10 protein-coding genes are annotated in these 12,555 nt (G+C 63.2%); all 10 read left to right on the forward strand.

Annotated elements, in window-relative coordinates:
* Positions 1-8 precede the first annotated feature (8 nt).
* Positions 9-1,592, forward strand: a complete 1,584-nt coding sequence (gene ubiB / locus QEN71_RS02020; protein ID WP_201650823.1) for a ubiquinone biosynthesis regulatory protein kinase UbiB — start codon at positions 9-11, stop codon at positions 1,590-1,592.
* 22 nt (positions 1,593-1,614) lie between these two features.
* Positions 1,615-2,250: a class I SAM-dependent methyltransferase gene (locus QEN71_RS02025; protein ID WP_201650822.1), complete on the forward strand. Its 636-nt coding sequence runs from the start codon at positions 1,615-1,617 to the stop codon at positions 2,248-2,250.
* Between the two features lie 138 nt (positions 2,251-2,388).
* Complete coding sequence (locus QEN71_RS02030) at positions 2,389-2,742, forward strand: FmdB family zinc ribbon protein (protein WP_201650821.1); 354 nt, start codon at positions 2,389-2,391, stop codon at positions 2,740-2,742.
* Between the two features lie 67 nt (positions 2,743-2,809).
* Positions 2,810-3,466, forward strand: a complete 657-nt coding sequence (locus QEN71_RS02035; RefSeq protein WP_201650820.1) for a DUF502 domain-containing protein — start codon at positions 2,810-2,812, stop codon at positions 3,464-3,466.
* A 72-nt stretch (positions 3,467-3,538) separates the two neighbouring features.
* On the forward strand, positions 3,539-5,338 hold the full coding sequence (aspS, locus tag QEN71_RS02040) for an aspartate--tRNA ligase (RefSeq protein WP_201650819.1): 1,800 nt from the start codon (positions 3,539-3,541) through the stop codon (positions 5,336-5,338).
* Positions 5,339-5,509: 171 nt separating this feature from the next.
* On the forward strand, positions 5,510-5,986 hold the full coding sequence (gene nudB, locus QEN71_RS02045; RefSeq protein ID WP_201650818.1) for a dihydroneopterin triphosphate diphosphatase: 477 nt from the start codon (positions 5,510-5,512) through the stop codon (positions 5,984-5,986).
* Entirely contained in the window at positions 5,983-7,260 is a 1,278-nt protein-coding gene (gene clsB, locus QEN71_RS02050; RefSeq protein ID WP_201650817.1) for a cardiolipin synthase ClsB, read from the forward strand. Before nudB ends, clsB begins: the two co-directional genes overlap by 4 nt.
* Before the next feature lie 239 nt (positions 7,261-7,499).
* A complete protein-coding gene (locus QEN71_RS02055; RefSeq protein WP_201650816.1) occupies positions 7,500-8,105 on the forward strand; it encodes a TetR/AcrR family transcriptional regulator in 606 nt (201 codons plus the stop codon).
* A 94-nt stretch (positions 8,106-8,199) separates the two neighbouring features.
* Complete coding sequence (locus QEN71_RS02060; protein WP_201650815.1) at positions 8,200-9,987, forward strand: acyl-CoA dehydrogenase C-terminal domain-containing protein; 1,788 nt, start codon at positions 8,200-8,202, stop codon at positions 9,985-9,987.
* A gap of 125 nt (positions 9,988-10,112) precedes the next feature.
* Complete coding sequence (locus QEN71_RS02065) at positions 10,113-12,548, forward strand: 3-hydroxyacyl-CoA dehydrogenase/enoyl-CoA hydratase family protein (RefSeq protein WP_201650814.1); 2,436 nt, start codon at positions 10,113-10,115, stop codon at positions 12,546-12,548.
* Positions 12,549-12,555: the final 7 nt, after the last annotated feature.

Genomic DNA, 12,555 nt, shown 5'->3' on the forward strand with positions numbered 1-12,555 from the left:
GCTCAACCATGCGTTTCCTGCGTTTCCTCAAGATATTCTTTACCGTCATCCGTTTCGGCCTGGACGAGATGATGCTGAGCCGCGTCAATGACCGCCGCGTGCGGCTGTTGCTGCGCATCACCACGATCGGCCGCAAGTTCGACCAGCCGCCGGGCGTGCGTCTGCGTCTCGCGCTCGAAAGCCTCGGGCCGATCTTCGTGAAGTTCGGGCAGGTACTGTCCACGCGCCGCGACTTGCTGCGACCCGACATCGCCAGCGAACTCGCGAAGCTGCAAGACCAGGTGCCGCCGTTCGATTCGGCTGTGGCGATCGCCATTATCGAAAAGTCGCTGGGCGCGCCCGTCGATACGATCTTCGACGACTTCGAGCGCGTGCCGGTGGCGAGCGCGTCGATCGCGCAGGTCCATTTCGCGACGCTGAAGACAGGGCAGCATGCGGGCAAGCAGGTCGCCGTGAAAGTGCTGCGGCCGAACATGCTGCCTGTCATCGATTCCGATCTCGCGCTGCTGCGCGACATCGCCGTGTGGGCCGAACGTCTGTGGGCGGACGGCAAGCGTCTGAAGCCGCGCGAAGTGGTCGCGGAATTCGACAAGTATCTCCACGACGAACTGGACCTGATGCGCGAAGCCGCGAACGGCAGCCAGTTGCGGCGCAACTTCGCGGGCCTCGATCTGCTGCTCGTGCCCGAGATGTATTGGGAATACTGCACGGCCAACGTGCTGGTGATGGAACGGATGGTCGGCGTGCCGATCAGTCAGGTCGACACGCTGCGCGCGGCGGGCGTCGATATTCCGAAGCTGGCGCGTGAGGGCGTCGAAATCTTCTTCACGCAGGTGTTCCGCGACGGCTTTTTCCACGCGGACATGCACCCCGGCAACATCCAGGTGAGTCTCGATCCCGCGCATTTCGGGCGTTATATCGCGCTGGATTTCGGCATCATCGGCGCGCTTTCGGATTTCGATAAGAACTATCTCGCGCAGAACTTTCTCGCCTTCTTCAAGCGCGACTATCACCGCGTCGCGACGCTGCACCTGGAGTCGGGCTGGGTGCCGGCCACGACGCGCGTCGAAGAACTCGAAAGCGCGATCCGCGCGGTGTGCGAGCCGTATTTCGATCGCGCGCTGAAGGATATTTCGCTGGGTCAGGTGCTGATGCGGCTCTTCTCGACGTCGCGCCGCTTCAATGTCGAAATCCAGCCGCAACTCGTGCTGCTGCAGAAGACGATGCTGAACGTCGAAGGTCTGGGGCGTTCGCTCGATCCGGAACTCGACCTGTGGAAGACCGCCAAGCCGTATCTCGAGCGCTGGATGAACGAGCAGATCGGCGCGAAAGGCTGGTACGAGCGGCTCAAGATCGAGGCGCCGCAGTGGAGCAAGACGTTGCCGCAACTGCCGCGGCTGATTCATCACGCGTTGGCGCAGCGTCACGACGCGCAGCAGCGCGGCATCAACGACGAAACCATCCGCCAGATCCTGCTCGAACAGAAGCGTACCAACCGCCTGTTGCAAGGGCTGCTGATGTTCGGCGTGGCGGTGGGCATCGGCGCGGTGCTGGCTCGCGCGTGGCTCGCCATCGCGTACGGCGGCTATTGAACGCCATCGACGAGGTATCCCTATGAGCGACAAGCGGCCAGTCATTCCCCCTTCTGATTTCGAAAACCGCGATCCGAACGCGCCCGGGTTCTGGGACGAACGGTTCGAACGCCGTTTCACGCCGTGGGATCAGGCAGGCGTGCCGTCCGCGTTCAAGGCTTTCGTCGAGCGGCACGCGCCGATGCCCGTGCTCATTCCTGGGTGCGGGAGCGCATACGAGGCGTGGTGGCTTGCCGAGAAAGGCTGGCCCGTTCGCGCGATCGACTTCGCGCCGCGTGCCGTCGAAGCAGCGCGTGCCCAACTGGGCGCGCGTGGCGATCTGGTCGAAGAGGCTGACTTCTTCACGTACCAGCCGCCTTTCGAACCGGGCTGGATCTACGAGCGCGCGTTCATGTGCGCGCTGCCGCCGGCGCGGCGAGGGGACTGGCTCGCCCGGATGGCGGAACTCTTGCCTGAGGGCGGATTGCTCGCCGGGTTCTTTTTCATCGGCGCGACGCAAAAGGGGCCGCCGTTCGGCATCGACCGCGCCGAACTCGACGCGCTCCTGTCGATGCATTTTGAACTGGTTGAAGACGAACCCGTCGACGATTCGATCGCGGTCTTCGCCGGGCGGGAGCGCTGGCTGACGTGGCGTCGGCGCGGTGCAGCAAGGGCTTGATGTTCGCCTGAAGCGTCCTCATTTAATTCAGTGGTCGTTATGCCGGCCGTTTCCCCCGAATTCCAGGGCCAGCCATTGTTTGCGGCTATAATTCAAGGCTTTGCAAGCGTTCTAAGAGATTTCAGTAGGGACAAGGTCATGCCGATCTACGCTTATCGATGCGAGTCATGCGGCTTCGCGAAGGACGTGCTCCAGAAAATGAGCGACGCCCCGTTGACGCAATGCCCGGAGTGCGGAACCGATGCATTCCGCAAGCAGGTTACCGCCGCCGGCTTCCAGCTGAAGGGCTCGGGCTGGTATGTCACGGATTTCCGTGGCGGCAATTCGGGCGGTGCGTCCAGCAACGGTGCGGCTGCATCGGACGCGAAGACGGAGAGCAAGCCGGACACGGCTTCCGCCTCGTCCTCGTCGGACAGCGCCGCATCCACCAGCGCACCGGCGGCCGCCGCGCCCGCAGCGGCGCCTGCTCCGGCCAGCAGCTCGGGCACCTAGCAGTTTCGCCACCTCGAGGTGACGTAGACGCCGCGCAACGCAGCTGCGCGGATTTCTGGCGGTACACATGACGACGAAAAAGACGACGCTCAAATCGGTGTTTCTGACGGGCCTGCTGGTGCTGGTGCCTCTCGCCATCACGTTGTGGGTGCTGGGTCTGATCATCGGCACGATGGATCAGACGTTGCTGTTGCTGCCCCGTTCGTGGCAGCCGGAGCGCATGCTCGGTTTCCGCCTGCCCGGCCTCGGCGCCGTGTTGACGCTTGCTTTCATTTTTGTCGTCGGGCTATTGACGCAGAACTTCGTTGGGCAGAAGCTGGTCGGCTGGTGGGAACTGATCGTTGCGCGCATTCCCGTCGTCGGCCCGATCTACACCAGCGTCAAACAGGTGTCCGACACGCTGCTGTCGTCGAGCGGCAATGCGTTCCGCAAGGCGCTGCTGATCGAATATCCGCGTAAAGGGTCCTACACCATCGGGTTTCTGACGGGCATCCCCGGCGGCGACGTGGTCAATCACCTCAAGGAAGACCACGTCAGTGTGTACGTGCCGACCACGCCGAACCCGACGTCCGGCTTCTTCCTGATGGTGCCGAAAGCCGAAGTGATCGAGCTCGACATGACCGTCGACGCCGCACTCAAGTACATCGTCTCGATGGGCGTTGTCGCTCCGCCGGCCAATCAGCCGCTTCCGGAGCGCCGCACGCCCGTCGAGCCACCGCTGTAATGCCGGCTCGCGCCGCCCGCAACACAATGTGGCGCGCGCCGTTCAACCAATGCAAAACGAAAGACAAACATCATGTCGATGAGATCTGAATACTGCGGTCTGGTGACCGAACACCTGCTGGGTCAAACCGTGTCGCTGTGCGGCTGGGTGAGCCGGCGCCGCGACCATGGCGGCGTTATCTTCATCGACCTGCGCGACCGCGAAGGCCTCGTTCAGGTTGTCTGCGACCCGGACCGCGCTGAGATGTTCAAGACGGCTGAAGGCGTGCGCAACGAGTTCTGCGTCCAGGTGAAGGGCGTCGTGCGCAATCGTCCGGAAGGCACGACGAACGCCGGCCTGAAAAGCGGCAAGATCGAAGTGCTGTGCCACGAACTGACCGTGCTGAACGCGTCGGTGACGCCGCCGTTCCAGCTCGACGACGACAACCTGTCGGAGACCACGCGCCTCACGCATCGCGTGCTCGACCTGCGCCGTCCGCAGATGCAGCACAACCTGCGTCTGCGCTATCGCGTGGCGATGGAAGTGCGCAAGTATCTCGATTCGCGCGGCTTTATCGACATCGAAACGCCGATGCTGACCAAGAGCACGCCGGAAGGCGCGCGCGATTACCTCGTGCCGTCGCGCGTGAACGCGGGCCAGTTCTTCGCGCTGCCGCAGTCGCCGCAGCTGTTCAAGCAGCTTCTGATGGTCGCGAACTTCGACCGTTACTACCAGATCACCAAGTGCTTCCGCGACGAAGACCTGCGCGCCGACCGTCAGCCGGAATTCACGCAGATCGACTGCGAAACGTCGTTCCTGGGTGAGCAGGAAATCCGCGATCTGTTCGAAGACATGACGCGTCATGTGTTCAAGGAAACGATCGGCGTCGAACTGGATGCGAAGTTCGCCGTGATGCCGTATTCGGAAGCGATGAGCCGCTTCGGTTCGGACAAGCCGGACCTGCGCGTGAAGCTCGAATTCACGGAATTGACGGACGCGATGAAGGACGTCGATTTCAAGGTGTTCAGCACGCCCGCCAACACGAAGGACGGCCGCGTCGCGGCACTGCGCGTGCCGAAGGGCGCGGAGCTCTCGCGTGGCGATATCGACAGCTACACGGAATTCGTGCGTATCTACGGCGCGAAGGGTCTCGCGTGGATCAAGGTCAACGAAGTGGCGAAGGGCCGTGACGGTCTGCAAAGCCCGATCGTCAAGAACCTGCACGACGCATCGATCGCAGCGATCATCGAACGTACGGGCGCGCAAGATGGCGACATCATTTTCTTCGCGGCGGATCGCGCGAAGGTCGTGAACGACAGCCTCGGCGCACTGCGTCTGAAGATCGGTCATTCCGAGTTCGGCAAGGCGAACGGCCTCGTCGAAGCGGGCTGGAAGCCGCTGTGGGTCGTCGACTTCCCGATGTTCGAATACGACGAAGAGGAAAACCGCTACGTCGCCGCTCACCACCCGTTCACGAGCCCGAAGGACGAGCACCTGGAATACCTGGAAACGGATCCGGGCCGCTGCCTCGCGAAGGCGTACGACATCGTGCTGAACGGCTGGGAAATCGGCGGCGGATCGGTGCGTATCTTCCAGGAAGACGTACAGAGCAAGGTGTTCCGCGCGCTGAAGATCGGTGCGGAAGAAGCGCGTCTGAAGTTCGGCTTCCTGCTCGACGCGCTGCAGTACGGCGCGCCGCCGCACGGCGGTATCGCGTTCGGTCTCGACCGCATCGTCACGATGATGGCGGGCGCCGATTCGATCCGCGACGTGATCGCATTCCCGAAGACGCAGCGCGCGCAAGACCTGCTCACGCAGGCGCCGAGCGAAGTCGACGAGCGTCAGTTGAAGGAACTGCATATCCGTCTGCGTCAGCCCGAGCAGAAGGCGTAAGTGTGACCGCTCGCGCGGTGCGTCGTTAAAACAACGACGCAAGCGCGAAACCGGCAGCGAAAAAGGCGCGATATGCGCCTTTTTCGCTTTTTGCGTTACAGTCGCTGTAAGCTCTGCCGTCCGACATGCATCGCGCGATGCATCACGCCACACCGCGCCCGCTTTATCACCATGCCGAAACCGCCGAAGATTCCGGAATCCGTCCTCGTTGTCATCCACACGCCCGACCTCGACGTGCTGCTCATCGAACGAGCCGACCGGGAAGCGTTCTGGCAGTCCGTCACCGGTTCGAAGGAGCATATCGACGAGCCGCTCGGCGAGACGGCGATCCGCGAAGTTGCGGAAGAGACGGGCATCGTCGTCGGCAGCGAGGCCGTGCCCCGTGAGGCGCTCGTCGACTGGCAACACCATATCGAGTTCGAAATCTTCCCGACGTGGCGGCATCGCTATGCTGAAGGCGTCACGCACAACACCGAGCACTGGTTCAGTCTGCAGGTGCCGCAGCGCCTCGAAGTGACGCTCGCGCCGCTCGAACATACGGCGCATCTGTGGTTGCCCTGGCAGGAAGCCGCCGAGCGCTGCTTCTCATGGTCGAACCGCGATGCGATCCTGCAGTTGCCGCAGCGCGTGAAGGAGCGTTGCCGATGAGCGGCGGCGGCAGCCGCCGCTTCGACCGGCTGACGCAGCATCTGCCCGGCCGGCGCTACTGGTCCAGGTATCGCTTTTGTTCCGGCAACACGGTGCGGCTGTTCACGGCGGGCGAGACGTATTTCGCCGCGCTGATCGAACGCATCGAAGCCGCGAAAAGCGACGTCGCGCTCGAAACCTACATCTTCTGCGACGATCCCGCGGGCCGTCCTGTGTCCGACGCGCTGATCCGCGCCGCCTCGCGCGGCGTTCACGTGCGCGTGATCACGGACGGCGTCGGCACCGAGCGTCTGCCGATGTTCAACGACTGGCTGGCGGCGGGCATCGAGCATCGCATTTACAACCCGCATATCTTTGGCCGCTTCGGCTTCTCGCGCACGCATCGCAAGCTGGCCGTCGTCGATGGCGAATTCGCGTATTGCGGCGGCATCAATGTCGTCGATGACTTCGACCAGAACGGCACGCGTCTGCCGTATGCGCGCTGGGATTTCGCCGTCGAGCTGCAAGGGCCTGTCGTGGCCGACGTGCTCGAAGCGATCGACGTGCAGTGGGAACGCATCCGCATCGGCCATCGTCCGGCGCTTGCGCCGCCTGCTGTCGGCGGCGCGACGCCGCAGGCCGCGACCGCGCGTTTCGTGCGCGCGCGCCGCAGCACTAACGGCAGTGGTGGCCGAAACGCGGACATGCGCGCAATGGCCGAGCCGTGCATTGCGTTCGTCGCGCGCGACAACTTCGTCAATCGCCGCGCGATCGAAAAGGCGTATCTGACGGCGATCGGCCAGGCGCGCTCGGAAGTGCTGCTCGCGAATCCGTACTTCATGCCGGGGCGCAAGCTGCGGCGCGCGCTGATGTACGCGGCGCAGCGTGGCGTCGATGTGAAGCTCGTGATCGGCAGGAAGGAATTCGCCGTGCTCGATTACGCGGTGCCGTTCCTGTATCGCACGCTGCTCAAGTCGGGCGTGAAGATCGCCGAGTACGAGAAGACCATGCTGCACGGCAAGGTCGCCGTCGTCGATTCGAACTGGGGCACGGTCGGCTCGTCGAATCTCGACGCGCTGAGCCTGATGCTGAACAACGAGGCCAACGTCGTGCTCGTGCTGCATCCGGAGATCGACCAGCTGCGCAAATCGATCCTCACCGCCTTCGACGAGTCGCGCCGCATCGACGAAAAACACTACGAGGCGCGTCCCGCTGGCGAGCGTCTCTTGAACTGGTTCGCGTACAACACCTATCGGATCGCGATGAAGCTGCTGACGGTCGGCGGCTACGATTAAGAAGCTGACCGAATAACGCAGACGAAATCCAGTCATAACAATCAGAATTCGGAGACAACCCGGCGCATTTCTGGCAAATGATTCTAAAAATTCCGCATCGTCTGATTGTCGAATGACGGAAAATCAAATCCTGGTTAGAAACCCGTTTCTAATAAATTCCTTGTTTCGCGGACGGTCGCCCACAATAATGGTACGACCGTTCGATTTTTACTTTCGATCAAATCAGACGGTACACAGCTATGCGAAAAGGCGAACAAACGCGAGCCGCGATTCTCGATGCAGCACTTGATCTGGCAAGCCGCGACGGACTGGAAGGTCTGACGATCGGTCTGCTCGCCGAGCGCATGCAGATGAGCAAGAGCGGAGTGTTCGCGCATTTCGGGTCGCGCGAAGACCTGCAGGTCGAAGTGGTGCGCGAATATCACCGTCGCTTTGAGGACGAGGTGTTTTTCCCGAGTCTGCGTGAACCGCGCGGCTTGCCGCGCTTGCGCGCGATGCTCTCGCGCTGGATCGAGAAGCGCATCCAGGAAGTGACGACGGGATGCATCTACATCAGCGGCGCGGTCGAGTACGACGATCGCGCGGAGAGCGCGGTGCGCGAGCAGCTGGTGGCGAGCGTCACGATGTGGCGCGCGGCGCTCACGCGAGCCATTTCGCAGGCGATGGAGGAAGGGCATCTGCGTGCGGACACCGATCCGCAACTGATGCTGTTCGAACTGTATAGCTTCACGCTCGGCCTGCATCATGACGCACGCTTCCTGCATCTGCCCGATGCCGTGCGCCTTACGTGGGCCGCGCTGGAAAAACTGATTGTTTCGTATCAGAGCGAGAGCGCAAGCAGCTAGCGAGGCTGGCCTGGTCCTCATCGGATGGATCCAGACGGCGGGGAGGCTGGCAGTGGAGCTCGAGCCAACACCTTTGGATTGATTGGAGAGACACATGGGACAGTACGCCGCGCCGCTGCGCGACATGCAATTCGTATTGCACGAGCTGCTGAACGTCGAAGCCGAGATCAAACAGATGCCCAAGCACGCTGATCTCGATGCCGACACGATCAACCAGGTGCTCGAGGAAGCCGGCAAGTTCTGCTCGGAAGTGCTGTTCCCGCTGAACCAGAGCGGCGATCAGGAAGGCTGCAAATACGAAGGCGATGGCGTCGTCACCACGCCGAAGGGCTTCAAGGAAGCGTATCGCCAGTACATCGAGGCGGGCTGGCCCGCGCTCGGTTGCGATCCCGACTTCGGCGGCCAGGGCCTGCCCGCGTTCGTCAACAACGCGCTGTACGAGATGATGAACTCGGCGAACCAGGCGTGGACGATGTACCCCGGCCTGTCGCACGGCGCGTATGAATGTCTGCACGCGCATGGCACGCCGGAACTGCAGCAGGCGTATCTGCCGAAGCTCGTGTCGGGCGAATGGACGGGCACGATGTGCCTGACCGAGCCGCATTGCGGCACCGACCTCGGCATCCTGCGCACGAAGGCCGAGCCGAACAGCGACGGCTCGTATTCGATCAGCGGCACCAAGATCTTCATCTCCAGCGGCGAGCACGATCTCGCCGACAACATCATCCACCTCGTGCTCGCGCGTCTGCCGGACGCGCCGCAGGGCACGAAGGGCATCTCGCTGTTCGTAGTGCCGAAATTTGTCCCCGACGCGAGCGGCGCTCCGGGCGAGCGCAACGGCGTGAAGTGCGGTTCGATCGAACACAAGATGGGCATTCACGGCAACGCGACGTGCGTGATCAATCTCGACAACGCGAAGGGCTGGCTCGTCGGCGAGCCGAACAAGGGCCTCAACGCGATGTTCGTGATGATGAACGCGGCGCGTCTGGGCGTCGGCATGCAAGGCCTCGGCCTGACGGAAGTGGCGTATCAGAACTCGCTCGTCTACGCGAAGGAACGTCTGCAGATGCGTTCGCTGACGGGCCCGAAGGCGCCCGAAAAGGCGGCCGATCCGATCATCGTGCATCCCGACGTGCGCCGCATGCTGCTCACGCAGAAGGCCTACGCAGAAGGCGCGCGCGCGTTCACGTACTGGTCGGCGCTGCACATCGACAAGGAGCTGTCGCACGCCGATGAATCCGTGCGCAAGGAAGCCGGCGACCTCGTCGCGCTGCTCACGCCGATCATCAAGGCGTTCCTGACGGACAACGCGTTCGAAGGCACGAACATGGCGATGCAGATTTACGGCGGCCATGGCTTCATCGCCGAGTGGGGCATGGAGCAGTACGTGCGCGACGCGCGTATCAACATGATCTACGAAGGCACGAACTCGATTCAGTCGCTCGATCTGCTGGGCCGCAAGGTGCTCGGCGACATGGGCGCGAAGCTGAAGAAGTTCGGCAAGCTGGTGTCGGATTTCGTCGAGGAAGAAGGCATCAAGCCGGAGATGCAGGAGTTCGTGAATCCGCTCGCGGACATCGGCGACAAGGTCCAGAAGCTGACGATGGAAATCGGCATGAAGGCCATGCAGAACCCGGACGAAGTCGGCGCGGCAGCCGTGCCGTATCTGCGCACCGTCGGCCATCTGGTGTTCTCGTACTTCTGGGCGCGTATGGCGCGCATCGCGCTCGACAACCAGGCTTCCGGCGATCCGTTCTACAAGTCGAAGCTCGCCACCGCGCGCTTCTACTTCGCGAAGCTGCTGCCCGAAACGGCCTCGACGATCCGCGCCGCGCGCGCCGGGTCGAAGACGTTGATGGAAATCGACGAAGCGCTGTTCTAAGCCATCAGGCGTCGGCGCGCCAAAGTCATGCGCCGACGCGACACTCTCACACCCATGCCGCGCGCCGCTCGTCGAAGCCCGCGCGCGGCGACTCGCGACACCGCATAACGCCCCGGAGGAACGACGTGAGCAATCTGATCATTCGCAAGGTCGCCGTGCTCGGCGCCGGCGTGATGGGCGCGCAGATCGCTGCGCACCTGATCAACGCCAAGGTGCCCGTGCTGCTGTTCGACCTGCCCGCCAAGGAAGGCCCGAAGAACGCGATTGCGCTGAAGGCCATCGAGAACCTGAAGAAGCTGTCGCCCGCGCCATTCGGCGTGAAGGACGACGCGCAATACATCCAGCCCGCCAACTACGACGACGACATCGACAAGCTCGCCGAATGCGACGTGGTGATCGAGGCGATCGCCGAGCGCATGGACTGGAAGCACGACCTGTACAAGAAGGTCTCGCCGCACATCGGCGCGAACGCGATTTTCGCGACGAACACGTCGGGCCTGTCGATCACGGAACTGTCGAAGGGCTTTTCCGACGAGCTGAAGTCGCGCTTCTGCGGCGTCCACTTCTTCAATCCGCCGCGCTACATGCACCTCGTCGAGCTGATTCCGACGTCGACGACACGCCCGGAGATTCTCGATCAACTCGAAACGTTCCTGACGAGCGTGGTCGGCAAAGGCGTCGTGCGCGCGAAGGATACGCCGAACTTCATCGCGAACCGCGTCGGCATTTTCTCGATTCTCGCGGTCATCAAGGAAGCCGAGAAGTTCGGTCTGCGCTTCGATGAAGTCGACGATCTGACGGGTAGCCGCCTCGGCCGCGCGAAGTCGGCGACGTTCCGCACGGCGGACGTGGTCGGTCTCGACACGATGGCGCACGTCATCAAGACGATGCAGGACAACCTCGCGGGCGATCCGTTCCTCCCGGTCTACGAAACGCCTGCCGTGCTCGCCGGACTCGTGCAGCAGGGCGCGCTTGGCCAGAAGACGGGCGCGGGCTTCTACAAGAAGGAAGGCAAGGCGATCAAGGTGCTCGATCCGAAGTCGGGCAGCTATGTCGACGGCGGCGCGAAGGCTGACGAACTGGTCGGCCGCATCCTGAAGCGCCCGCCCGCCGAGCGTCTGAAGCTCTTGCGCGAATCGCAGCATCCGCAGGCGCAGTTCCTGTGGGCGATCTTCCGCGACGTGTTCCATTACATCGGCGTGCATCTGGAGTCGATCGCCGACAACGCGCGCGACGTCGATCTCGCAATCCGCTGGGGTTTCGGCTGGAACGAAGGTCCGTTCGAAGGCTGGCAGACGGCGGGCTGGAAGCAGGTCGCCGAGTGGGTGCAGGAAGACATTGCGGCGGGCAAGGCGCTGTCGAACGCGCCGCTGCCCGCGTGGGTGCTCGAAGGCGCCGTCGCCGAGAAGGGCGGCGTGCATACGGACGAAGGCTCGTGGTCGCCGGCTGACCAGCGCTTCGTGCCGCGCTCGTCGCTGTCCGTCTACGACCGTCAGGTGTTCCGCGCGCCGCTCGCCGGCGAGACGGGCGCCGATCCGAAGACGTATGGCAAGACCGTGTTCGAAACGGATGCGGTGCGCGCGTGGGTCGACGATCGCGCGGGCGAGAACGACGTCCTGATCGTGTCGTTCAAGAGCAAGATGAACACGATCGGACCGTCGGTGATCGACGGTTTGACGCAAGCCATCGATACCGCCGAGAAGGACTACAAGGCCGTCGTCATCTGGCAACCGACGTCGCTGAAACTCGGCGCGCCGGGCGGCCCGTTCTCGGCGGGCGCGAATCTCGAAGAAGCGATGCCCGCGTTCATGATGGGCGGCGCGAAGGGCATCGAGCCGTTCGTGAAGAAGTTCCAGCAGGGCATGCTGCGCGTGAAGTACGCGAACGTGCCCGTGGTTGCGGCCGTGTCGGGCATCGCGCTCGGCGGCGGGTGCGAGCTGCTGCTGCATAGCGCGAAGCGCGTCGCGCATATCGAAAGCTATATCGGTCTCGTCGAAGTGGGCGTCGGTCTGGTGCCGGCTGGCGGCGGCCTGAAGGAAGCCGCGCTGCGTGCCGCCGAAGCCGCGACGCAGGTCGGCGCGACGAACGATCTGCTGAAGTTCCTGCAGAAGTCGTTCGAGAACGCGGCGATGGCGAAGGTCTCGGCTTCCGCGCTCGACGCCCGCGCGATGGGTTATCTGAAGCCGTCGGACACGATCGTCTTCAACGTCTTCGAACTGCTCGACACCGCGAAGAAGGAAGCGCGTGCGTTGGCGGCGGCCGGTTATCGCGCGCCGCTGCGGGTGACGCAGGTGCCCGTCGCCGGACGCTCGGCGATTTCGACGATCAAGGCGTCGCTCGTGAACATGCGCGACGGCCGCTTCATCAGCGAGCACGACTATCTGATCGCGAGCCGCATCGCGGAAGCAGTGTGCGGCGGCGACGTCGAAGCGGGCAGTCTGGTCGATGAAGAATGGCTGCTGGCGCTGGAGCGTCGTGCGTTCGTCGAGTTGCTCGGCACGCAGAAGACGCAGGAACGGATCATGGGCATGCTGCAAACGGGTAAGCCGGTGCGCAACTGAGGGAGCC

Origin of the sequence: Paraburkholderia sabiae (assembly GCF_030412785.1) — a bacterium.
GTDB classification, from domain to species: domain Bacteria; phylum Pseudomonadota; class Gammaproteobacteria; order Burkholderiales; family Burkholderiaceae; genus Paraburkholderia; species Paraburkholderia sabiae.

What these genes read in the sequence shown, in the direction of transcription:
- ubiB (WP_201650823.1), top strand. Translation starts at nt 9, where the DNA reads ATGCGTTTCCTGCGTTTCCTCAAGATATTCTTTACCGTCATCCGTTTC.
- QEN71_RS02025 (WP_201650822.1), top strand. Translation starts at nt 1,615, where the DNA reads ATGAGCGACAAGCGGCCAGTCATTCCCCCTTCTGATTTCGAAAACCGC.
- QEN71_RS02030 (WP_201650821.1), top strand. Translation starts at nt 2,389, where the DNA reads ATGCCGATCTACGCTTATCGATGCGAGTCATGCGGCTTCGCGAAGGAC.
- QEN71_RS02035 (WP_201650820.1), top strand. Translation starts at nt 2,810, where the DNA reads ATGACGACGAAAAAGACGACGCTCAAATCGGTGTTTCTGACGGGCCTG.
- aspS (WP_201650819.1), top strand. Translation starts at nt 3,539, where the DNA reads ATGTCGATGAGATCTGAATACTGCGGTCTGGTGACCGAACACCTGCTG.
- nudB (WP_201650818.1), top strand. Translation starts at nt 5,510, where the DNA reads ATGCCGAAACCGCCGAAGATTCCGGAATCCGTCCTCGTTGTCATCCAC.
- clsB (WP_201650817.1), top strand. Translation starts at nt 5,983, where the DNA reads ATGAGCGGCGGCGGCAGCCGCCGCTTCGACCGGCTGACGCAGCATCTG.
- QEN71_RS02055 (WP_201650816.1), top strand. Translation starts at nt 7,500, where the DNA reads ATGCGAAAAGGCGAACAAACGCGAGCCGCGATTCTCGATGCAGCACTT.
- QEN71_RS02060 (WP_201650815.1), top strand. Translation starts at nt 8,200, where the DNA reads ATGGGACAGTACGCCGCGCCGCTGCGCGACATGCAATTCGTATTGCAC.